The sequence below is a fragment of the Streptomyces sp. NPDC107538 genome, assembly GCF_055657445.1.
The window spans coordinates 1,079,058-1,101,882 of record NZ_JBVKAY010000001.1; the positions used below are offsets into that span (position 1 = coordinate 1,079,058).

A 22,825-nucleotide genomic window follows, 5' to 3' on the forward strand; every position below is an offset into this window, starting at 1 on the left:
CGATCAAAGGTGTTCATTCCCGGACCCCGTGCCAAGCCAGTGCGCCGCCGTCGATGACGTACGAGGCTCCGGTGATGAACGCCGCGTCGTCGGAGGCCAGGAAGCAGGCGAGCCGGGCCACCTCCTCGGGGCGCCCGAGCCGGGGGACGAGCTGATGGGCGGTCAACTCCCGCTCCACGGCGTCGCCTTTGCCGGAGGACTCGAAGAAGTCCCGCGCCAGTGGCGTCTCGACGATCCCGGGGCAGAAGCAGTTGCAGCGCACGGGTGCCAGATCGATGGCGGTGACCTTGGTGAGGTGGATGACGGCGGCCTTCGTGGTGCCGTAGACCGGGGCCAGGGGGCGGCCGGTGAGCCCGGCCACCGAGGCCGTGTTGACGATGGCGGGCCCCCGGACGGAGCGCCGCAGATGGGGTGCGGCGAACTTCGTCGCCAGCCAGACCGCCTTGAGGTTGACCTCGTACACGGTGTCCCAGACGTTTTCGGGAAGGGTGTCGACCGCGCGGTCCCCGGGCCGGTCCACCAGCGCGGACTCGATCACCCCGGCGTTGTTGACGAGGACGTCGAGCCCGCCGAACCGTTCCGCCGTGCGGTCCACCATGGCCTCGATCTGCTCGCGGTCGCGCAGATCGCAGACGATCGGCTCCGCGTCGGCCCCGGCGGCCCGGACGAGTCCGGCGGTCTCGGCCGCCGTCGTCGCGTTCCGGTCGGCGACCGCGACCGCCGCCGCGCCCCGGCGCGCCATCTCCACGGCGATCGCCCGCCCGATGCCCTGACCGGCGCCCGTCACCAGCACCGCCCTGCCGTCCAGCGCACCCATGCCCATGCCCCTGCCTCCGGTCACAGTTTCTCGAAGATGTCGGAGCCCGCCACCGCCATGGCCACGAACACACCCGCCGACGTCACCAGCGTCATGACGAGCGCGATGGCCGCGACCAGCGGATAGGAGCCGTTGGTCCAGTAGTCGAACAGGATGGTGCCCATGACCTGTGTCGTCGGCGCCCGGACCAGCAGCGAGGCGGTGAACTCATGGGTGAGCAGCACGAACATCAGCGCCCCGGCACCCGCGAGCGTGGGGCGCAGCAGCGGCAGCATGATCTCGGTGGTGGTGCGCAGCGCGCCCGCCCCGCTGGTCCGTGACGCCTCGACATAGGTGTCGCCGAGCGCCACCATCCCGGACAGCTGCATCCGGGTCGCGAACGGCAGCATCAGCGTGACGTAGACGAGGACGATCACCGTGCGCGTGCCGTACAGGATGAACGGCTCCCGGCTGTACGTCAGCAGGAAGCCGGCGCCGAAGACGACCGCGGGGATGCCCAGGGGCATGGCCACGATGAAGTCGACGGCGGTCCGGACGACACGGAACCGGCGCCCCTTGAGGAGCAGGGAGGCGGCGACGAAGCCGAGGGGGAGGGCGATGGCGACGGAGATGACCGAGGTGGTGAGGCTGTTGACGATCGCGTCGGTGATCCCCGACTCCTGGAACACCCGGCGGAAGTTGTCGAGCGTGAATCCGCTCGGCTCGATCTTCCCGCTCCAGAAGGAGGAGAGCGACACCACCAGCAGCGCGCCCAGCGGCAGGGCGAGCGCCACCAGGGCGTAGAGGAGGATGCCGGTGACCGCGACCCAGGACGGGCGGCCCCCGGCGCGGAACGCCTTGCCGCCGTGGGTGACGAAGCGGCTGTGGTCGCCGAGGATCACCTTCTGGAAGAAGACGACGGCGATGCCGAAGAGCAGCAGCGGTGAGCCGATCGCCGCGGCCCGGCCGTAGTCGACGGGGCTCTGCGACACGGCCGCGTACATGTCGGTGGTGAGGACGTCGATACCGTTGTTACGGCCGAGCAGCAGCGGCCCCGTGAACTGGCCGAGCCCGAGGAGCAGGGCCACGAAGCCGCCGTACACCAGCACCGGGCGCAGCAGCGGCAGGGTCACCCGGAAGAACACCCCGGCGGCCGACGATCCGCTTACCTGGGCCGCCTCGATCAACTCCGCGTTGATGTTGCCGAAGCCCGCGCTGACGAACAGGTAGACGAACGCGGTCAGCCCGAAGCCGGTGATGATCACGATCCACGGCAGGGTGTAGATGTCGACGGGGCCCTCGTCGAGATGGTTCCACCAGGGCAGGTTGCGCAGGGCCGCGTTGAGGTAGCCGGGGCGGGGCGAGAACAGGAACGCCCAGCCGGTCACCGCCGCCACGGCCGGGACGACGATGGGCAGGATGGGCAGCACGCGCAGCAGCCGCAGCCGGGGCGGCAGCCGGGTGGCGGCCCAGGCCAGGAACGTGCCGAGGACGAGCGCGATGGCCAGCGAGCCCAGCGCCAGTCCGGCCGTCCGGCGCAGGGTCTCCCCGATGTCCGGTGCGTCGAAGGCGGTCCGGTAGCCCCGGGCGTCGTTCTCGAAGGCCAGCCGTTGCAGGCCCACCAGCGGGGCGATCACCAGATAGCCGATGGCGGCCAGGAACACGAGCGCGCCGAGCCGCGGCAGATGGCGCCGCGCCCGGGTCAGCGCCGTCGTAGGCGACGGGTCCGGGGGCGGCGCCGTCGTGGGGGCGGGAGCGGATACGGCGGGTGCGGCCATGACGTCACGCCCCCACCGGGGCCGCGGGTGCCTGGGCGGCCGTGCGCACCCCGTCGGCGTCGTAGTAGATCGCCGCGTCCTTGGGGAACCACGCGGTGACCCGCCGGCCGCGTGACAGACCGCGGGCCCACGGTGTGCCGGTCAGGGGCGCGCGTGCGTGCAGTCGGCTGCCGCCGATCGTGACGACCACGTCCATGTGGCGCCCGCCGAACTGCGCGTCCACGACCTCCGCCGCGAGGCCGACGCCGTGGCCCGGCGGTTTCTCCTCGACCGGACAGAGCAGCAGGTCCTCCGGGCGCAGCCGGGCGGAGACCTCGCCGTGCGAGCGGGGCACGGGCAGCTCGCCCATCACGTGCCCGGCCGTCGCGTCCGCCGTGCCGTCGGCGCCCGGTGCGCCGGCGAGGGTCCAGCCCTCGCCGGACCGCCGGAGCGACAGCCGGTTCGACATGCCGATGAACCCGGCGACGTACTCGGTGGCCGGTTCCTCGAAGACCCTTTCCGGGGTGTCCAGTTGCTCGATCCGGCCCGCCTTCATGATCGCCAGCCGGTCGCCGAGCGCCAGCGCCTCGCTCTGGTCGTGGGTGACGAACACGGCGGTGAAGCCCAGCCGTGCGTGCAGTTCGTGCAGCTGGGCGCGGACCTGGTCGCGCAGCCGGGCGTCGAGGTTGCTCAGCGGCTCGTCGAAGAGCACCAGGTCGGGCCGGGCGGCCAGCCCGCGGGCCAGCGCCACCCGCTGCTGCTGGCCGCCGCTGAGCTGGGCCGGATAACGGTCGAGGAGGGCGGCGCAGTCGACGAGTCCGGCCGCCTCCTCGATCCGCTCGCGCGCCTGGTCACGGGGCACCCGCCGGGTCCTGAGCGGATAGCCGATGTTGCGGCGCACCGTCATGTGGGGCCACAGCGCGTACGACTGGAACACCATCCCGATCCGGCGTTTGTTCGGAGGGAGGTTGACCTTCCCGCGTACGTCCAGCACCGTCCGGTCGCCCAGCGAGATACGGCCCTCGTCGGGTGTCTCCAGTCCGGCCAGACAGCGCAGGGTCGTGGTCTTCCCGCAGCCGCTCGGGCCGAGCAGGACGATGAACTCGCCCGGTTCGATCTCCAGCGACAGATCGTCGACGGCGACCGCCGGCGGTTTGCCGGCGAACCTCTTCGTCAGACCCTCGATGCGCACATGGGACACGGGGGACTCCTCACATCCAAAGATCGGGTGAGTGGGCACCCGTCGGCGTGGGTGCCCACACTGCTCCGCACACGTCCTGCCGGACGCGGTCCACCGCCCCTACTGGAACAGGGACTTCCACTTCTTCTGGTAGGCGGCCACGGCGTCCGGCGTGAGCTTCGCCGGGTCCTGGATCCGCACCTTGTCGTTGGTGATCACGGTGCCGGGGACGTCGGGCAGGACCGAGCCGGCCGACGGGGTGATCAGCTCCTGTCCCTTGGCGGTGACCATGAAGTTGGCGAAGAGCTGACCGGCGTTGGGGTGCGGGGCGGTGCTCAGCACCATGCCGTAGTACCGGGCACCCCACGCGCCCTTGGGCGGCATGCGGTACTCGATCGGAGCGCCCTTCTTCTTGGCGGGGTCGAGCGCGATCGGCGCCACGAAGCTGCCGGCGGCGATCTCACCGGACTGCAGCGCCTCGCCCATCGGCAGGGAGCTGGGGTAGATACGGGGTTTCTGGGCGGCCAGCTTCTTCACGAAGTCGGCGCCGTACGTCTCCTCCAGCCACAGGTAGAAGTCGACGAGGGAGGGCGCGGTCGGCTCGACGACACCGATCTTGCCGCCCGCGAGCGACGGGTCCAGCAGGCCCGTGTAGTCGGTGAGTCCCTTGGGATGGAGCTTGGTGTTCCAGCCGAAGGTGAGGACGGCGGAGTTGGTCTCGAAGTAGTTGCCTTTATGTACGTACTGCTTGGCGTCGTAGGCGCCCTTGCCGGTCAGCTCGGGACCGACGGGGGTGAGGAACCGTCCGGCCTCGGCCTGCGGCTCCACCCAGGACAGGCTGGCGCTGACGTACATGTCGGCGATGCCCTTGCCGGAGTTGAACTCCGTCTCGACCTTCACCCCGAGGTCGCCGTCGACACCTCGTACGGTCTTGACGTCGATCCCCGGGTATTTGGCCTCGAAGGCCTTCGCGAGGTTGTTGAGCGAGGTCAGGTCCTGCGCCGAGTAGACGGTGACCTGGCCTTCCTTCTTCGCCGCGGCGACCAGTTCGTCCATGCTCGCCGACGCGGGCACGACCTTGGACTCGGCGTTGGTGTCGCTGCCGCCGCCGCACGCGGTGGCCAGCAGGGCGGTGATCGACAGCAGGACGAGCAAAGCGCCGCGCCGTCGCGGTTCTGGTCTCATTTCGGCTCCCTTGCCTGAAACCGGCTCCCGGCCCGACCACCCCGCCCGGACTGACTGCGCGCCGGACGGTGGCTGGACGGCCAAGATTTCAGGGAAATTACCAAACTGAACTAAGTTAGGCAATAGTTCGCGCATGTGGGGGAGGGGAGAGGAGTGCGACGGGATGGGCTCGATCCGGGGCGGTGGAAGAGGGTGACGTGCGGTGCCGCGGTGCGGAAAAGGCCTGCTCGGCGGCGGTTTGCCTGAGTGGACGACGATGGTGCGGGCAGGGTGGGGGCTCCGGCCGGGCGATGACCTGCCTCTAGATTGAACTCATTTCAGTTCAGTGACGGTGTGGTTGCGACGGGTGTGGTCAGCCGCCGGGGTTCTCACGATGCGCGACGCCGTCGATCCGCACAAGCGTCTTGCCGGTGTTGTCCCCCCGGAACAGCGCCGCCAGCGCCTCCGGTGCCCGCTCCAGCCCGTCCACGACCGTCTCCCGGTACCGGAGCCGTCCCTCGCGGACCCAGCCGCCGAGCCGCTGTCTGACCTCCGGCAGCAGGGAGGCGTGCTCGCTGCCTCGGAAGCCGCGGATCGTCAGGTTCTTCGTCACCGCGAGCATCAGATTGCCGGGACCCCGCACCGGCCCCCGCTCCGCGTACTCCGAGATCATCCCGCAGATCGCGACGCGCCCCGACGCCCGCAGCGCGCCGAGGGCGGCTTCGAGATGGTCACCGCCGACGTTGTCGAAGTACACGTCGATGCCGTCCGGTGCAGCCTCGCGCAGCAGGCCGGGCAGCGGGCCGTCCTTGTAGTCGAACGCGGCGTCCAGGCCGAGTTCCTCCCGGAGGTACCGCACCTTCTCGGCGGAGCCCGCGCTGCCGATGACCCGATGCCCGTGGAGCTTCGCCAGCTGGGCGACGACGCCGCCCACGGCACCGGCCGCGGCGGAGACCCACACCACGTCATCGTCCCGCAGCTCCGCGACTCGGAACAGTCCGGCGTAGGCGGTGAGCCCGGTGGCGCCGAGGACGCCGAGATGGGCCTGCGGCGGTGTGCCGCGCACATCGAGCCGCGTGAGCGCGCCGACACCGCCGAGCGCCCGGCCGCCCGCCTCGACGACCGCGTAGTCGCGCCAGCCGGAGGCGTGCGACACCGTGTCGCCCGGCGCGAATCCGTCGGCACGGGACTCGACGACCTCCCCGACGGTCATGATCCCGTCCATCGGCTCGCCGAGGGGGAAGGCCGGGAAGTACCCCTCCGGCGCCCGCTCCCGCAGACGCAGCCGGAGAGCGGCGTCCACGGACGTCCAGGTGTTGCGGACCAGTACCTCGCCCGGCCGCGGCCGGCGCACCCGGGCCTCGACGACACGGAAGTCGGACGCCCGGACCTCGCCGCGCGGATAGGCGACCGGCCGGATCTCACGGCCGAGCATCTCGTCCATGAACTGAACTTGTATCATGATGACTCTTGCGCGTCCATGCTTGGTGCGACTGGCAGGAGGCAGCGCTACTGGTCAATACTTGAAGTGAGTTCACCAGGCAATCAGGTCGGGAAGTGCTCTTCGGCCCCCCGTCAGAGCATGCGGTTCAGCAGGTGGTCGCGGTCGACCAGCTGGTGTTTGAGCACCAGGCCGACATGGACCGCGACAGCCGCGTAGAGGACGATCTGGGCCGCGATGTGGAGGGCGAGCAGCTCGTCGCCGGAGAGCAGGAGGGCCAGACCCGTGACCGGGACGGCGAACGTGACCGCGTACAGGGTGGTCTCGGTGCCGTGGGCGAGCCGTCGTTCCGCCGGGGTGAGGGTCGGCGCCCACGGGGGCAGCGGTGTGGCCAGCCGCCAGGCGAGACGCGCGGCACCGAGCAGCAGGACGGTGACACCCAGCACCACGTGCGCGGTGAGCAGCGCGTCGTCGCCGAAGGGGTCGTAGGCGTCCTCCCCGCCCCGGCCACGGCCGCGCCCTCGGCCCGAACCCTCTCCTCGCCCACGGCCCCGCCCCCGGCCGTGCCCGCTGTCGTCGACGTCGAGCAGGTAGCCCACGGCGAACTGGGCGGCGAGGGCCGTGAACACCACCCAGTGGAGGGTCTTCGTGACGATTCCATAGCCGTGCGGACCGTTGCGCAGGGAGGGGCACATCGCTCCAAAGTGCCCCACGGCCGGCTCTCCGCCCGCCTCCGACACGACGGGAACCGGCCCCCGGCGCACCGTGGGCCGGCTCCCGTCGCGGGGATCGTCACCGGTCGGTCAGAAGTCGTCCGGTGTACGGATGCGGTCGCGGATCCAGACGCCCGCGGGCTTGAGGGAGGACGTGCCGGTCCACGGGCCGTTGCCGTCGCAGGTCCCCTGCTTGAAGACGGCACCGCTGCGTTCGTCGTCGGAGAAGTTCCAGTTGACCCAGCTGATCTTCTTGGCCGCGAGCAGATCGAGATAGCGCTGCGACATGGCGAAGTCGTTCGCGCCCTCACCCGCGTAGTTCTGGGTGCCGAACTCGGTCACGAAGACGGGGATGCGGTCGGCCGCGCGGGAGAGGGTGCGGAGGTACTCGTCCCGGTGCGAGTACGCGTAGAAGTGGAAGGTGTACATGATGTTGGCCGCGTTCACCGGGTTGTCGACCACCTCGGACTCGTTCGCGCCCTCCGACACACCGAGCGAGGACCAGGCGCGGCTGCCGACCAGGACCGGGGCGTCGGGGTCCTTGGCCCGGATGACGGGGATGAGCTGCTCGGCGTAGCTCTTGATACGGGACCAGCTCACGCCGCTGGGCTCGTTGGCGATCTCGTACAGCAGGTTGTTCTTGTCGCGGTGGCGCTGGGCGATCTCGGAGAAGAAGGTCTTGGCGCGGGCGAGGTTCTGGTGCGGGTCGCCTGGGTCGAGCATGTGCCAGTCGACGATGGCGTACATGCCGCGGGCCGTGGCCTGCTCGATGGCGGAGTGCACCAGATCGGTGAAGCGGCGCGGATCGGTCTCGTAGCCGCCCTCCTGGACGTACATGGAGACGCGCAGGACGTCGGCCTTCCAGTCGGTGGCCAGGGCGTTGAGCGAGCCGCCTGTGACGCACTGGCTGTACCACTGCAGTCCGTGGGTGCTCATCCCACGGAGCTGGATCGTTTTTCCTTGCTGGTTGCAGAGCTTGGTGCCGCAGACCTTGAGCTGGCCGTTGGCGGCGACGGGGGTGGCCGCCGCCGGGGCCGTGGGGCCGGCCTGGGCGGTTCCCGGGATCAGGACGAGGCCGAGAAGGAGCAGCACGGCGACGAGCGGAACGGATCGTGCCGGTCTCATGGGGGACTCCTCGCTAACTGGTAGGAAACTTTCCTAACAGAAGGGAATAGCGGTTGGTCCGGACCTTTACAAGGGATCTGACAAGACCACGACAACATCGCCACGTGGGGCACCTGGTGTGGGGCGTGCGCCGCCCCGCATGTCACATCCGCGCCGCACGACCGGTCTTAGGGGGGGAGACAGAGGGCCGGCCCGTCGGGGCGGTCCGCTCCGGGAGGGGATGAAGCGATGACGACGCCGGACGGGAAGACCGCGAGCGAGGTCGCGCACGCGGGCACCGCCACCGGGAGCCGCGCCCCCGGCGTTCCCGCCGGTGACGCCCCGGACGCCTCGATCAGTGGCGCCTCGGCCAGTGATGCCTCGGTCGGTGACGCCTCGGTCGGTGACCCGCCTGCCGGTGGGTCGCCCGTCGGTGATCCGGAGGTCTGCCTGCAGGCTCCCGAGCGGGTGGCGGAGCGGCTCGGCGTCGACCCGGCGGTGGGGCTCGGCGAGGAGGAGGTCGCCGGGCGTACGGAGGCCTGGGGCGCCAACCGGCTGTCCGAACCGGCCCGGCGCCCGGAGTGGCTGAAGTTCCTGGACCAGTTCCGCAACTGGCTGATCGTCGTCCTGCTGATCGCCGCCGTGGTGGCCGGAGCCGTCGGCGACCTCCGGGACGCGGTGGTGATCACCGTCGTGCTGCAGGTCAACGCCGTCCTCGGCTACTGGCAGGAGCGACGAGCCGAACGCAGCCTGGAGGCGCTGCGCCGGATGCTGGTGCCCATGGCGAGGGTGCGCCGCGACGGCACCGAACAGGTGGTGCGGGCCCAGTCCCTCGTCCCCGGGGACGTCGTCCTGCTGGAGGCCGGCGACCGCGTACCGGCCGACGGCAGACTGACCGTCGCCGAGACGGTCGAGGTGGACGAGGCGGCCCTGACCGGGGAGTCCCAGCCGGTCACCAAGAGCGTCACGGCCGTCGAGCGCACCTCGACCGCCACCGCCGTGCCGCTCGCCGAGCGCACCAGCATGCTGTTCATGAACACCGCGCTGACCCGGGGCCGTGCCGAGATGCTGGTCACCGCCACCGGAATGCGCACCGAAGTGGGCGCCATCGCCGAGGCGTTGCGCACCGGGACGGAACCGCCGAGCCCGCTCCAGGTCCAACTGGACAGTCTGGGGCGGCGGTTGGCACTGCTGAGCGGAGCCGCGGTCGTCGCCTACGCGCTGACCGCCTGGGTGCGCGGCGAACCGCTCTCGGACATCGCGCTGCAGGCCGTGGCCCTGGCCGTCGCCGCGATCCCCGAGGGACTGCCCGCCGTCCTCGCCCTGACGCTGGCCCTCGGCGTGCACCGCATGGCCCGCCGCGGCGCCATCGTCAAGCGGCTCGCCTCGGTGGAGTCGCTCGGCGCGGCGACGGTCGTGTGCAGCGACAAGACCGGCACGCTCACCCTCAACGAGATGACCGCGCGCACGCTGTGGACCGGGGGCAGGTTCTACGACGTCACGGGGGAGGGGTACGGGACGACGGGCGCCCTTCGCCGCCACGGCCCGGATGCCTCGTCTCCCGGCGACGGTACGTCTTCCGCCGCCGACCCACGGCTCACCGCCGGCCCCTCGCTCACCGCCGGCCCCGCGCTCGCCGGCGATCCCTCGCTCACCGGCGACCTCGTCCTCCCCGACGCCACCCGTGCCGCCGACGATCTCCGGGACGCGGTGCTCCCCTTCGCGCTGTGCAACGACGCCCGGCTGACCGGCGGTCACTTCATCGGTGACCCGACGGAGGCCGCGCTGGTCGTGCTGGCGGCCAAGGCCGGGGTGGACGCCGACCGGGTGCGGGCCGAACTGCCGCGCGTGGGCGAGGTGCCGTTCGACGGGGCCACCAAGTACATGGCCACCTTCCACACCGGACCCGACGGCCGCACCCGCGTCCAGGTGAAGGGCGCGGTCGACGTCCTGCTGGGGATGTGCACCGATGTGCTCACCGAGGACGGCGTGCACGCCCTCGACGCGGCGCACCGGGACGAGGTCCTCGCCGTGACGGCGCGGTTCGGGGGCGCCGGGCTGCGCGTGCTGGGCGCGGCCACCGCCCTGCTGCACGGCCCGCCGAGCACGGTCACCCCGGTCACCCTGCCCGGCCTGACCCTGGTGTCGGTCGCCGGGATCGCCGACCCGCCCCGCCCGCAGGCCAGGGACGCGATCACGCTGTGCCGCACGGCCGGGGTCGCCGTCAAGATGATCACCGGTGACCACGCCGACACGGCGGCGGCGATCGCCCGCGAGCTGGACATCCCGGGGCGGGTCGTGACGGGCGCCGAACTCGACCGGATGACACAGCGGGACATCGCCGAAGGCGTCGACGACATCGGTGTGTTCGCCCGGGTCGCCCCCGAACACAAGGTGGTGATCGTCCGCGCGCTCACCGACCGGGGACACGTCGTCGCCATGACCGGTGACGGTGTCAACGACGCCGCCGCGCTCAAGACCGCCCACATCGGCGTGGCCATGGGCGTCACCGGCACGGACGTGGCCAAGGAAGCCGCCGACATGGTCCTCACCGACGACGACTTCTCCACGATCGTGCGGGCCGTCGAGGAAGGGCGGGCCATCTACGCCAACATCGTCAAGTTCGTCCGCTTCCAGCTGGCCACCAACATCGGCGCGATCCTGACCCTGCTCAGCGCCTCACTCGCCGGACTGCCCTCCCCGCTCACGGCGGCCCAACTGCTCTGGATCAACATCATCATGGACGGTCCGCCCGCGATGGCCCTGGCCGTCGACCCCGCCCGCGACGATGTGATGCGTCACCCGCCGCGCGACCCGCGCGAACGCATCCTGGACGCCCGCCGGCTCCTCGCCATCGGCTGGGCCGGTGCGGTCATGGCCGCGGGGACCGTGACACTGTTCGCCTTCGCCCGTGCGTACGTCGACCCGGACACCGCCCTGACCATGGCGTTCACCACGTTCGTACTGTTCCAGCTGTGCAACGCGCTCAGCGCCCGCGGCGACGAGGGGCCGGTCCTTGGCCGCTACCAGCTCACCAACCGCGCACTGTGGCTGTGTCTGGCCGGTGTCCTCGCCGTCCAGGTCGCTGTCGTCCAACTGCCGTGGGCGGGCACGGTCTTCGGCACCGTCCCGCTGACCGCGGCCCAATGGGCCCTGTGCCTGGGCACCGCATCCACCGTGCTCCTCGCCGAATCCGCCCTGCGCGCCGCACGGTCGGCGAAGCCGACCAGAAACACCGTTGTCACACCGTCACACACTGACCTGTCCAGCTGAACGAGGGACGAGAAACCGAGGGAATCATGCGTGAGATCCTGATCGTCGGCGGCGGTTACGCGGGCTTCTACACGGCGTGGGGCCTGGAGAAGTCGCTGCGGGCGGACGAGGCCAGGGTGACGGTCGTCGACCCGCGCCCCTACATGACGTACCAGCCCTTCCTGCCGGAGGTGACGGCCGGGTCGGTCGAGGCCCGCCACGCCGCCGTGTCGCTGCGACGCCATCTGCGCAGGACCCGGCTGGTCGCGGGGAGCGTGACGGAGATCCGGCACCGGGACCGGGCGGTCACGGTCCGCCCCGCCGACGGAAACGACTACGAACTGCGCTACGACGTCCTCGTCGTCACCGCCGGCGCCGTGACCCGCACCTTCCCCGTCCCCGGGGTGGCGGAGCGGGCCATCGGCCTCAAGCACGTGGAGGAGGCGGTCGCCATCCGCGACCGCCTGCTGACCGCGTTCGACCAGGCGGCGTCCCTGCCGCCCGGCGCCGCCCGGCGGAAGCTGCTCACCGTCACCTTCGTGGGCGGCGGGTTCTCCGGCGTCGAGGGCTTCGGCGAACTGCTGTCGCTGGCCACCGCGATGCTCAGGTACTACCCCGAACTGGGCCCGGAGGACCTGTCCTTCCACCTGGTCGAGGCCCGGGACCGCATCCTGCCCGAGGTGAGCGACAAGCCAGGGGCGTGGGTGGTGCGCTCCCTGGAACGCCGGGGCGCGCGGGTGCACCTCGACACCCGGCTGGTCTCCGCCGTGGACGGGCACGTGGTCCTCTCCACCGGAGAGGAGTTCGACTCGGAGCTGATCGTCTGGACCGCCGGCAACGCCGCCAACCCGGTCGTGCACAACCACACGGACCTGCCGGTGGACGAGCGGGGCCTGCTGGTGGTCCGGCCCGACCTCCGCGCGGGCACCGACACCGAGCCGCTGCCGGACGTCTGGGCGGCCGGCGACGACGCGGCCGTCCCCGACCTGGCGCTGCCGATCCCGGGGGCACGCACGGTGCCCAACGCCCAGCACGCCGTCCGCCAGGGCAGGCGCCTCGCCAAGAACATCGCCGCCGACCTGCGCGGGCGCAAGCTCCGCGACTACCGCCACGGCAGCCTCGGGGTGGTGGCGACGCTAGGGCTGGGACGCGGCATCTTCCAGTACCGGAGCCTGGTCATCAAGGGCTTCCCGGCCTGGCTGATGCACCGCGGCTACCACGTCCTGGCCGTGCCCACCTGGGAGCGCAAGATCCGGGTGCTCACCGTCTGGCTCACCGCCGCCGTGTTCGGCCGGGACCTCGTCTCCCTCGCCTCCGTCCAGCACCCGCGGGACGCCTTCGTCACCAGCGCCGGTCCGCGCACCGCCCCCCTCTCAGGAGCCCGCCATGGACGCGAGTGAAGAGGCCGCGCGCGGCCTGACCGACATCGAGGCCCTGCTCTACCGGGAGGGCCATCTGCACGCGGCCCAGCAGCGGGTGGCGGCCTTCATCGCCCGGGAGCCCGGTCTGACACCCGAGCAGAGGAGCGACATCGAGCGCTGGTACCTCGACGAACAGACCTATGTGGCCCGGATGGTCACGGACCACATCACCGACAGCGTCGCCACGGCACACGCACAGCACCGCGTCCGCCTCGGGCGCTGGCTGAGGGGCACCATGATCGCCATGACGCTGATCACCGTCGCCATGGTCGGGCTGTGCGTGGTGATCGTGGAGTCGGTGAACTGACACCGTGTGCGACTACGAACGCGCGGCGCGGTACAGGCCCCGGCCGGCCCGCCGTACCCGGGAGGCGCCGACCAGCCGGTCGAGGGTGCTGCGCACCCCGTTGATACTGCCGCTGTCGGTGTCACGGCCGAGTGCCGCGGCGACATCGCGCGCCCGAACCTCGGCATCGCCGACCCCCGCGAAGTACTCCATGATCTGCTCGGTGAGCCTGCCGTACGACTTCTGCCCCTGGGCCTCGGCAGCGGCCCCGGCGGCGCCGCTGACGTCGGTGTCATCGGTGTCTACGCCGTTGCCCGCGGCCTCGGCGGCACCGGACATGACGGTCCCGGACATGACGGCCGCGCCGTCGGTCCGCGACGCGGTGGCGGCGGCCGTGGAAGTGCCAGTGGCCGTGGCCGGGGCGTCGAGCAGGAGGGGCTGGAGGACACCGAGGGCCCGCTGCACCGAGCCGAGGTGAGCCACGACGGCGGCCAGTTCCCGTTCCAGTGCCTGCTTCTGGATCCGCAGCCGGGCCAGCTCGCCCCGAAGGCTCTCGGCGGTGACCTCGATGCTGTGCCCCGTAACAGAAACCATGTGTTCCTCTCCATCCGCAACTCCCGCAATCATAGGCAGTCGTCGGACACAGGGTGGGGGCCCGCGGAGCGGGTGCCGGAGGCGAGGAACGCGGCGATCTTGCCGGGGCTGAACACCCACATCAGCTGGTGGATGCCCTCGGCCGACGCGGCGACGGTCAGGAACGCGATGGGTGCGCCGGCCCGGCTGATCAGCACACCCGTACCGCCGTTGGCGTCGACGAACCGGGGTTCCGCGTCCCGCCAGAGCTTGGTGTAGGTCACCATCTTGGCCACCCGCGCCCGGCCCCGTACGGGGATACGGGCGCAGCCCCGCATCCCGTTGCCGTCGGACAGGCTGACGGTGTCGGGGGTGAGCAGCGCCTCCAGCGACGCCACGTCCCCGGTCTGCGCCGCCGCGACGAACACGCTGAGCAGACGGCGGTGTTCGGCCGTGTCCACGCTCGCGCGCTGCTCCTGCGACAGATGCTTGCGCGCACGGCTGACGATCTTCCGTACGTTGACCAGGCTGAGGCACAGGATCTCGGCGATCTCGGGATAGGCGTAGTCGAACGCCTCGCGCAGCACGTAGGCGGCGCGTTCCGTGGGGCTGAGTCTCTCCAGCACCAGCAGCATGGCCATTTCGAGCGCTTCCGCGCGCTGCGCGCCCAACTCCGGGTCGGAGCCGGTGTCGACGGGCTCGGGCAGCCACGGTCCGATGTAGGTCTCCCGGCGCACCCGCGCGGACTGTGCGACGTTGATGGCCAGCCGGGTCGTCGTGCTGGAGAGGAAGGCGACGGGACTGATCACCACGGAGCGGTCGGTCCGCTGCCAGCGCAGCCACACCTCCTGCACGACGTCCTCGGCCTCGACCGCGCTGCCGAGGACACGGTAGGCGATGCCGAAGAGACGCCTACGGTGCTGGACGAAGACAGCCACCGCATCTTCGAGATCTCTCGTCGTGGGGGACGGTTCGGGATCCGTCGGCCTGCGGTCTCCGCTGAAAGTCACGGCTGCTCCAATCGCGTCTGCCCCACAAGACCGAGCAGAAAGCGTTTTTGTGACAGTGGTGGCACAGTGGGAACCGTTTGTTGCTCCGGGACGGCCCGGAGACGGACTCGATGGACACACGGTGTGTTCAAGACGCTCGTCGTCACTCGGTGCGCAGGCCCTCGGGGCGCATCATCCGCCACAGCGCCGGCAGGCTCAGCAGGGTGACGAGCAGGACCAGGACGCCGCCCACCCCCGCGTAGGGCAGGAAGACCCACCGGTCCCCGGTCTCCTTCCCCAGCATCCCGAGCATCACATGGCCCAGGACCAGGCCGCCGACCGAGGCGAGCAGGGTGCTGAGGACGACCGGGACGGCCGTCTGCCAGAGCACCGACCAGGCCAGTGTGGAGCGCCGGGTACCGAACGCCACCAGGACCGACAACAGGTGTCTGCGTTCCCGGAGTTGCTCGATCTGCGAGACCAGCATGCTCGCCGCGATCAGGACCAGCATCAGCGTGCCGCCGACCAGCAGACCGGTCTGCACCGACTGGTAGTCCTTGTCGCGCTGCCGGTTCTGCCGCTCCCGCACCACGAGGGTCGGATCGACCTCGGCGGCCGTGTTGCGGATCTCGTCCGCCACGTCGGTGACCTGGGGATCGGTGATCACACCCGCCAAGGTGACGGCCCCGGGCAGGGGACCGTCCGGCAGCGCGCCCGGGGTGGCGAGGATCCCGTCGTGCCGCTCACCCAGCGGGTCGGGCACGGTCGGCACCACCGGACTGTCCTCGGGCAGCGTCCAGCGGACCGTGCGCGCCGTACCGGAACCGTAGTCGTCGAGGGTGACGGCCCTGCCGGGCCGGGCCGCCTCGTCGACGGCCCGACTGCCCACGGTGTCACCGGGGTTGTGTGCGACGAAGGTGTCGCCGTCGCGGCACGAGGGCAGCCGTGCCAGCTTCCGCAGCTGGGCGCAGTCGCCGACGGTCAGGGTCGTCACCGCCCGCGCGGAGCCACTCGCGTACGCCTGGGTGTACGCGAACGCCGTCGTCACCCCCGGCGTACGCCGCAGCCCCTCGTCCAGCCGCGCGGTCGTGGCGGCGGACCCGTTCTCGGACACGAGGGTGACGTCCGGCGTCCGGGCGGCACCGGTGGCCGCGCCTCCGCCTCCGCCACCTCTGCCCCCGGCACCGCTGTCGGAGGGGTTCATGAAGCTCTGCTGCATCGCGCCGAACATCAGCTGCAGCACGATCGCGCCCGCCGTGGCCACCATGATGCCGCTGACCGCGCGGGACGCCGATCCGCTGGACAACTGCAGTCGGCGCACGGCGAGTTGCCATGGCACGGGGCCGGCTCCCAGCCGGGCCACGGCCGCCTCGACCAGCCAGGGGAGCAGCCCCGCCAGGCCGATCAGGACCAACGTCACCCCGGCGGCGACGGGGATCGTGCCGATCTCCTGGGACCGCGAGGTGACCCGGTCGGAGAGCAGCAGGATCGCCAGGCCCAGGACCGGCGGCACCAGCCGCCACCACAGACGCCTTCGGCGCGGGCGGGCGCTGCGGACGACACCGAGCGGTTCCACGGACACCGAGCGCATCGCGGAGAGCGTCACCACGACCGAGGCGAGCGGCACCGCGACGGCCACGAGCACGGCCCCCGCGGGGCTCGGAACGATGTCGCCGGGGTGGGCGCCGACGTCCCACAGCCTTACGTACGACGCCGCCTGACGGGCCATCAGGAAAAACCCGGCGCCGAGGACGACCCCGAGGACCGAGCCGAAGAGGGCCTCACCGGCGGCGATCCTGGCCACCGTCCGCCGGTCCGCGCCGACCAGTCGCAGCGCGGCCAGCCGCCGGTCCCTGCGGTCGCCTCCGAAGCGCACGGCGGTGGCGATGAAGATGCCGACGGGTACCAGCAGCACCACACACATCGTCACCACCAGCAGATACAGCAGGGCGTTGAGGGAATCGTGGCGGGGGACGTACCCGAAGCGGTCGGCGCGTACGGACCCGCCGGCGACGCTGATGCGGTCGGTGCCCGCGTAGTAGCGCAGCTCTTTTGCGTCGAGGAGGCCGGAGGGGGCGATGGTGCCCACGATCCGGTGGTCCAGACGCTCCTTCAGCAGCGCGCCCTCGGACGATTCCAGCAGCTCCCGCAGGGCCGGCGAGACGACCATCTCGCCCGGGGCGGGGATGCGCGCGACGCCGGGTGGGGCGGGCGCGTGGGAGCCCTCGGCGCGCAGCAGCAGGCCGCCGACGCGGTCGGAGCGGTAGTCGGTGTCACCCGAGTCCCATACGAAGGAGGAGTCCGACCGTGGTACGGAGGTCTCCGACGCGGCGTTGGAGGGCTGACGGGCGTTGCCGCGCTCGGTGCGGGCGGACAGGACGTTCGGGGTGGACGCGGCGAGCAGCAGCAGCGCGACGCCGAGTGCCACCCCGGTGGCGGTGAGGACGGTCCTGCCCCAGCTGCCGCGGCCCCCGGCCGCGGCGAAGCGTATGCCCAGGCCGAGGTCACGGACCCACGAGAAAAAGGTGTTGCCGATGTGCATGGGTGGGACTATACACACTATGTATACACGGTGTGTATAGAGGTGGAGGTGACGGTGTTTCAACGGTGGTGGTGGCCCGCCGCGTCGGTGGTGGGGGGCCGGTTCCAGGTGCGCAGCTTGTCGGGGTTGAGTACCACCCAGACCTGGACGACGCGCTGGTCGGCGACGTCGAGACTGATGACGGCCGCGACCTGGTGGTGGTAGCGGGCGACGAGCCCCGTGGAGCCGTTGACGGCGTGGGTGGTCAGGGTGGTGCGCGGACGGTGGGCCAGGAGGGTCAGCAGGCTGCGGGCCACCTGCCGGTCGCCGTGGACGGGCCCGGCCAGGGCCCGGACCTTGCCGCCGCCGTCGAAGAACGCGGTGGCGTCCGGGCACAGCAGTGACGCCAGCCGGTCGGCATCCTCGGTGACACACGCCTGGCGGACGGCGTCGACGAGGGCGTCGTGCTGCGCCGGCGTGGTGGGGCGCGAGCGCCGCCGCCGGAGACTGTGGCGGGCCCGGTCGGCGAGTTCGGCACACTCCGGCTCGGTGCGTCCCACGATGTCGGCGATCGCGCCGGAGGCCATCCCGAAGACGTCGTGCAACACGAACGCCGCCCGCTCGTCCGGCGACAGACACTCCAACGCATGCAGCACAACCCGACTGACCACCTCCGGCACACCCGCCCGCCCGACTCCCTCACCCCTGTCGCTGCCGGGCCCCGCGTCGGCCCTGCCGGGGGTGTCGGGGCGGGGCTCCTGGTTGGGTTCGTCGGCGCGGGGCGCCTTGAAGGGCTCTTCGGTGCCGGGCGATCTGCCGGGTTCGTCGGTGCGGGGCGCTTGGCCGGCCCTGTCGGTGCCGTCCGTCCCACCGGGCTCGGCAGCGCGGGGCGACCTGCGGGGTTCGTCAGCGCGGGACGCCTGGCCGGGCTCGTCGGTGCCGTCCGTCTCACGATGCTCGTCGGCGCCGGGCCTCCTACGGGGTTCGTCTACGCCGGGTCCGCTGCCGGGTTCATCAGCGCCGGGCGTCTGGCCGGTGCCGTCCATTTCACCGGGCTCGTTGGCGCCGCGGGCCCTGCCGGGTTCGCCGATGCCGGGCCCCCGGCCGGGGGCGTCGGCGCGGGGCGCTTGGCCGGTCCCGTCGTTGCAGTCCGTCCCACCGGGCTCGGCGGCGCTGGGCGACTTGCGGGGTTCGTCGGTGCGGGGCGCTCGGCCGGGCTCGCCGGTGCCGTCGGTCTCACCAAGCTCCGCGGCGCCGGGCCCCCTGCCGGGTCCGTCCGCGCCGGACGCCCCGTAGGCCCTGACCTGGACCGCGGCCGACTCGGGTCCCTCGGCCCCGTCACCCCTCCCGGCCCCCTGGCTCCACTCGGCCGCCCCGCCCCCCTCGTCGGCCCCCCTCGGGTACGCGGTGTCGGCGTTGGTCGTCCCGCCCCCGCCCCCCTCGCCGCCCCCCTCCCCGTACGCGGCCCCGGTGTAGATCGGACCCGGTGTGGCAAGTCGGGTGAGGCAGAAGGTGCCTGCGGTGCGGGCGAGCCAGGCGCGGGGGAGGGGGATGGCGTGGCGTGCGGTGTCGGACAGGCCGTACCAGCGCCGGTAGGTCTCGGCGACGACGTGTTCCGCCTCGCCGGGGCTGCCCAGCATCCAGTAGGCGACATCCAGCAGATACCGACGCTCCTCGACCAGCTCCGCGATCGGCACCGCCTCACCGTGATCCATGCAGCAGCCTTCCTCTCTCACCGCGCCGATTCCTCGCCTCGACCGATTGACCGGGCACACCCGGTTCCTGTGACACGGCCTCCACGGATGCCCCGTGGCCCGGAGCGCGGCCGGGTGTCACACCCGCGCCGGCTGCCCGGTCTGAGCTGGCAGCCGGACTCTGGAGGTTCGCTCTCATGGCTGCTGAACGCGGAGACGAAGCCCTGTACTGGCGCGAACGGGCGGCCTGCCTGCGCGTCGATCCCGATCTGTTCTTCCCCATAGGTGTGAGCGGTCCGACGCTCGTCCAGGTCGACGAGGCCAAGGCGGTCTGCGCCCACTGCCCCGTCGTGCGGCGCTGTCTCGACTGGGCCCTGCGGGCGGGCCAGGTGGAAGGCGTCTGGGGCGGCACGACGGAGAGCGAACGCCGCGCGATGAGACGCCATGGCCACTTCCGAACGGTTCACGATTGGCGGCAGGGACATGGATGACGGGCCTGGGGGAAAGCAAGCGCCGGCCGGTGGAAAAGGCGAAAGGCTCGCCGAATGGGCCGGCGTACGCCTGGGCGTTCACCGCTCGCTCAAGGAAAGGACCCGGCGACTCTTCCCGGACCACTGGTCCTTCCTGCTGGGGGAGATATGTCTCTACAGCTTCGTCGTCATCGTCATCACGGGTGTGTATCTGACGTTCTATTTCCACCCCTCGATGGAGACGGTGGAATACCAGGGCAGCTACGCGCCCCTGCGCGGGCAACTGGTGTCGGAGGCCTTCGACTCGACGATGCGCATCTCTTTCGAGGTCCGCGGCGGCCTGCTGATCCGGCAGGCCCACCACTGGGCGGCACTGGTCTTCGTCGCCGCCATGCTCGTCCACATGATGCGGGTCTTCTTCACGGGCGCCTTCCGCAAGCCCCGCGAACTCAACTGGCTGTTCGGATTCTCGCTGCTGATCCTCGGCATGTTCGGTGGCCTGACGGGCTACGACCTCCCCGACGACCTCCTCTCCGGAACCGGACTGGCGGTCGTGAACGGAACGATCCTCTCCGTCCCGATCGTCGGCACCTATCTCTCGATGTTCCTCTTCGGCGGTGAATTCCCCGGCCATGACCTGGTGGCGCGCTTCCACGCGATCCATGTCCTGATCATTCCGGCGCTGATGGTGGCACTGATCGTTCTCCATCTGCTGCTCGTGCTCCGCCATCGGCACACCCAGAAACCGGGCCCGGGGCGGAGCGACGGAAAGGTCGTGGGTCTGCCGTTCAAGGCGAAGGCCGTGAAATCCGCCGGATTCTTCTTCCTGGTCTCCGGTGTCATCTTCGTCATGGCCGCCGTCGCGCAGATCAACCCCGTCTGGCTCTACGGCCCCTACCGTGCCGACCAGGTCTCGGCCGGCTCGCAGCCGGACTGGTACATGGGCATCGCCGACGGCCTGCTGCGGGTCATGCCGGGCTGGGAGGTCGTGCTGTGGGGCCACACCCTGGCTCTGGACAACCTCATCCCGCTACTGGCCGGCGTCGGTTTCTTCCTCGCCCTGGCCGCGTACCCGTTCGTCGAGGCGTGGGTGACCGGCGACGACCGGGAACAGCACCTCCTCGACCGCCCGCGCAACCGCCCGGTGCGCACGGCACTCGGCGTCGCCTGGCTCAGCTTCTACGGAGTGGCCCTGGTCGGCGCCGCCAACGACATCATCGCCATCCGCCTCCATGTCTCGGTCAACGCGGTGACCTGGGCGGTGCGCATCGGCCTGTTCGTCGTCCCCGTCGCGGCCTACGTCCTGGCGAAGCGGTGGGCGCTCGGGCTGCAGCGCCGGGACCGGGACAAGGTGCTGCACGGCCGGGAGACCGGCATCGTCAAGCGCCTGCCGCACGGTGAGTACGTCGAGGTGCACGAGCCGCTCGGCCCGGCGGAACTGCACCGGCTCACCCAGCACGAGCAGTACACACCGGTCGCCGCCCGCCCGTCCGTGAACGGCGGGGGCCCCGACGGCGCACCCCGTCCCGCCGAGCGCCTGCGGGCCAGGCTCAGCCGGGGCCTCTACGGCGAGGGCGCCCAGATCATCAAGCCGACCGAGCAGGAGTACAGCCGGCGTCCGCACACAGAACCCGCTCCAGACGGTCCAGGTCACCGCGGTGAGCTGCCGTGAGGAACGCCTCGACCAGCCGCCGGTGCGCCACGGAGTCCACCGGCTGCCCGCGATGCCCCGCCGCGAGGCGCTGCTGGGCGCGGACGACCTGCTGTCTGGCGTTGGCGGCGGTGAGACCCAGCAGCCCGGCGATCCGGCCGTAGGAGCAGCCGAAACCCTCGCGCAGGACGTAGACCGCCCGCTGCCTCGGCGTCAGCGCCTCCATCAGCAGCAGGACCGCCCGCTCCACGGCGTCCCGCCGCTCGACCAGGGCCTCCGGGGTCGCGCGTTCGTCCATGAACTCCGGGAGCCAGGGACTGGCGCAGGACTCCCGGCGCCGCCAGGCCGACTGCACGACATTGATCGCGAGCCGGGCGGTGGTCGTCCGCAGCAGCGCCGACGGGTTCACGACGAGCGTGCGGTCGGTGCCCTGCCAGCGCAGCCACGCCTCCTGGAGCACGTCCTCGGCCTCGTTCGTGTTCCCCAGGATCCGCTGGGCGGTCCTCAGCAGTCCGGGTCTGGCCCGCACGAACACCGCCACCGCCACCTCCAGCTCACCGCTGGAGTCCCTCTCGTGCCCGGCTCGGGCCAGATACGTGTCCACGACCGGCTCCTCTGCTCCGCGCCCACCGGCTGGGCAGGCTGTCGCCCCCAACCTCGCGCCGGTGAGCGCCCGGCCGCGCCCCTGGGACCCCGTGGGCACCCCCGTGGTCGTACCCCGGGGGTGCCGCGTGGCCGGGCGGCGGAGCCCACCGCCTCCCACACGGTGTCCCGTGCGTGTCACACCGTCGGCGGGTGTCCGGTCATAGAGGTGACAGCGGGCGGTGGCCCGCCGATCCGAGGAGTGCAGCGATGACGAAGCACGTTCTTGAGACCGCGGCTCAGGAACTGGCGGACACGGCGTCCGTGCCGCCCTTCCTGTACGAGCTGGGTCCGGAGGGTGCCCGGAAATTCCTCGACGAACTGCAGGCGCGGCCGGTGGAGAAGCCGGACGTCGACGAGCGGTGGATCACGGTGCCCGCCGAGGCGGGCGAGGTGCCGGTCCGCATCGTGAAGCCCGTCGGCAGCCGAGGCCCGCTGCCCGTCGTCCTCTACACGCACGGCGGCGGCTGGGTCGTCGGCAACGCCGGCACGCACGACCGGCTGGTGCGGGAGCTGGCCGTCGGGGCGGACGCCGCCGTCGCCTTCGTGGAGTACGACCGCGCCCCGGAGGCCAGGTACCCGGTCGCCGTCGAACAGGTCTACGCGACGGCCCGGTGGATCACCGACAGCGGTGCCGAGGCGGGCCTGGACGCGTCCCGGCTCGCCGTGGCCGGGGACTCCGCCGGCGGCAACATGACCGCGGCGCTGACCCTGCTGGCCAAGCGCCGCGGCGACGTGACCTTCGTGCACCAGTCGCTGTACTACCCCGTCACGGACGCGGCCCAGGACACCGACAGCTACCGGGAGTTCGCGGACGGCCCCTACCTCACGGCGAAGGCCATGGCCTGGTTCTGGGACTGCTACACCACCGACCCGGCCCAGCGGGCGGAGCCCACCGTCTCACCGCTGCGGGCGAGCCTGGAGGAACTGCAGGGGCTGCCGCCCGCGCTCGTCATCGTCGACGACAGCGATGTGCTGCGGGACGAGGGCGAGGCGTACGCCCGCAGGCTGACCCAGGCCGACGTCCCCACCACGAGCATCCGGGTCAACGGCGCCTTGCACGACTTCATGGTGCTCAACCCCCTCCGGACCACCCAGGCGGCCAGGGTCGCGACGGAACAGGCCGTCCGCGCCCTGCGCACCGCCCTGCACGGCGACTGAGAAAGGCAGG

The 22,825-nt window shown here is 71.5% G+C and carries 18 protein-coding genes; 6 read left to right on the plus strand and 12 right to left on the minus strand.

The window, feature by feature from the left end; translation table 11 throughout:
* Positions 1 to 13: 13 nt before the first annotated feature.
* From ACZ7MG_RS04765 to ACZ7MG_RS04795, 7 genes are all read right to left on the minus strand, one after another.
* Positions 14 to 841 carry an SDR family NAD(P)-dependent oxidoreductase gene (locus ACZ7MG_RS04765; protein WP_471946107.1) on the minus strand — a complete coding sequence of 276 codons (828 nt, stop codon included), beginning with the start codon at positions 839 to 841 and terminating at the stop codon, positions 14 to 16.
* Positions 838 to 2,574, minus strand: a complete 1,737-nt coding sequence (locus tag ACZ7MG_RS04770; protein WP_471392639.1) for an ABC transporter permease — start codon at positions 2,572 to 2,574, stop codon at positions 838 to 840. Before ACZ7MG_RS04770 ends, ACZ7MG_RS04765 begins: the two co-directional genes overlap by 4 nt.
* A 4-nt stretch (positions 2,575 to 2,578) precedes the next feature.
* Positions 2,579 to 3,754: an ABC transporter ATP-binding protein gene (locus ACZ7MG_RS04775; RefSeq protein ID WP_471946108.1), complete on the minus strand. Its 1,176-nt coding sequence runs from the start codon at positions 3,752 to 3,754 to the stop codon at positions 2,579 to 2,581.
* Between the two features lie 99 nt (positions 3,755 to 3,853).
* Positions 3,854 to 4,918 carry an ABC transporter substrate-binding protein gene (locus ACZ7MG_RS04780; RefSeq protein WP_471392648.1) on the minus strand — a complete coding sequence of 355 codons (1,065 nt, stop codon included), beginning with the start codon at positions 4,916 to 4,918 and terminating at the stop codon, positions 3,854 to 3,856.
* A gap of 352 nt (positions 4,919 to 5,270) precedes the next feature.
* Positions 5,271 to 6,359: an NADP-dependent oxidoreductase gene (locus tag ACZ7MG_RS04785; protein WP_471392650.1), complete on the minus strand. Its 1,089-nt coding sequence runs from the start codon at positions 6,357 to 6,359 to the stop codon at positions 5,271 to 5,273.
* Positions 6,360 to 6,472: 113 nt separating this feature from the next.
* Positions 6,473 to 7,033: a cytochrome b gene (locus ACZ7MG_RS04790; protein WP_471392653.1), complete on the minus strand. Its 561-nt coding sequence runs from the start codon at positions 7,031 to 7,033 to the stop codon at positions 6,473 to 6,475.
* A gap of 108 nt (positions 7,034 to 7,141) precedes the next feature.
* Positions 7,142 to 8,176, minus strand: a complete 1,035-nt coding sequence (locus ACZ7MG_RS04795; RefSeq protein ID WP_471392656.1) for a glycoside hydrolase family 5 protein — start codon at positions 8,174 to 8,176, stop codon at positions 7,142 to 7,144.
* A 228-nt stretch (positions 8,177 to 8,404) separates the two neighbouring features.
* On the opposite strand from ACZ7MG_RS04795, the gene ACZ7MG_RS04800 reads away from it, so the two are divergent.
* The 3 genes from ACZ7MG_RS04800 to ACZ7MG_RS04810 are packed head-to-tail and all read left to right on the plus strand — an operon-like array spanning position 8,405 to position 13,135.
* Positions 8,405 to 11,428, plus strand: coding sequence for a cation-translocating P-type ATPase (locus ACZ7MG_RS04800; RefSeq protein WP_471392659.1), 3,024 nt, complete (start codon positions 8,405 to 8,407; stop codon positions 11,426 to 11,428).
* Between the two features lie 26 nt (positions 11,429 to 11,454).
* The gene (locus ACZ7MG_RS04805) at positions 11,455 to 12,807 is read left to right on the plus strand and encodes an NAD(P)/FAD-dependent oxidoreductase (RefSeq protein ID WP_471392661.1); all 1,353 of its coding nucleotides are present in this window, start codon (positions 11,455 to 11,457) and stop codon (positions 12,805 to 12,807) included.
* Positions 12,794 to 13,135: a hypothetical protein gene (locus ACZ7MG_RS04810; protein ID WP_471392664.1), complete on the plus strand. Its 342-nt coding sequence runs from the start codon at positions 12,794 to 12,796 to the stop codon at positions 13,133 to 13,135. Before ACZ7MG_RS04805 ends, ACZ7MG_RS04810 begins: the two co-directional genes overlap by 14 nt.
* A 12-nt stretch (positions 13,136 to 13,147) precedes the next feature.
* Here the strand turns inward: ACZ7MG_RS04810 and ACZ7MG_RS04815 are convergent, their stop codons facing one another.
* From ACZ7MG_RS04815 to ACZ7MG_RS04830, 4 genes are all read right to left on the minus strand, one after another.
* A complete protein-coding gene (locus ACZ7MG_RS04815) occupies positions 13,148 to 13,708 on the minus strand; it encodes a hypothetical protein (RefSeq protein WP_471392666.1) in 561 nt (186 codons plus the stop codon).
* Positions 13,709 to 13,737: 29 nt separating this feature from the next.
* Positions 13,738 to 14,625 (minus strand): sigma-70 family RNA polymerase sigma factor, encoded by an 888-nt coding sequence (locus ACZ7MG_RS04820; RefSeq protein WP_471392668.1) that lies wholly within the window; start codon positions 14,623 to 14,625, stop codon positions 13,738 to 13,740.
* A gap of 214 nt (positions 14,626 to 14,839) precedes the next feature.
* The gene (locus ACZ7MG_RS04825) at positions 14,840 to 17,218 is read right to left on the minus strand and encodes an FtsX-like permease family protein (protein ID WP_471392671.1); all 2,379 of its coding nucleotides are present in this window, start codon (positions 17,216 to 17,218) and stop codon (positions 14,840 to 14,842) included.
* A gap of 59 nt (positions 17,219 to 17,277) precedes the next feature.
* Positions 17,278 to 18,912, minus strand: a complete 1,635-nt coding sequence (locus ACZ7MG_RS04830; protein ID WP_471392674.1) for a sigma factor-like helix-turn-helix DNA-binding protein — start codon at positions 18,910 to 18,912, stop codon at positions 17,278 to 17,280.
* Between the two features lie 176 nt (positions 18,913 to 19,088).
* On the opposite strand from ACZ7MG_RS04830, the gene ACZ7MG_RS04835 reads away from it, so the two are divergent.
* Together ACZ7MG_RS04835 and qcrB are read left to right on the plus strand one after the other, a co-directional pair.
* Positions 19,089 to 19,382, plus strand: coding sequence for a WhiB family transcriptional regulator (locus ACZ7MG_RS04835; RefSeq protein WP_471392677.1), 294 nt, complete (start codon positions 19,089 to 19,091; stop codon positions 19,380 to 19,382).
* The gene (gene qcrB / locus ACZ7MG_RS04840; RefSeq protein WP_471392680.1) at positions 19,375 to 21,033 is read left to right on the plus strand and encodes a cytochrome bc1 complex cytochrome b subunit; all 1,659 of its coding nucleotides are present in this window, start codon (positions 19,375 to 19,377) and stop codon (positions 21,031 to 21,033) included. Before ACZ7MG_RS04835 ends, qcrB begins: the two co-directional genes overlap by 8 nt.
* Here the strand turns inward: qcrB and ACZ7MG_RS04845 are convergent.
* Positions 20,948 to 21,616, minus strand: coding sequence for a sigma factor-like helix-turn-helix DNA-binding protein (locus tag ACZ7MG_RS04845; protein WP_471392683.1), 669 nt, complete (start codon positions 21,614 to 21,616; stop codon positions 20,948 to 20,950). The genes qcrB and ACZ7MG_RS04845 overlap by 86 nt on opposite strands.
* 248 nt (positions 21,617 to 21,864) lie before the next feature.
* Between ACZ7MG_RS04845 and ACZ7MG_RS04850 the strand changes: the two genes are divergently transcribed.
* Positions 21,865 to 22,815: an alpha/beta hydrolase gene (locus tag ACZ7MG_RS04850; RefSeq protein ID WP_471392686.1), complete on the plus strand. Its 951-nt coding sequence runs from the start codon at positions 21,865 to 21,867 to the stop codon at positions 22,813 to 22,815.
* Positions 22,816 to 22,825: the final 10 nt, after the last annotated feature.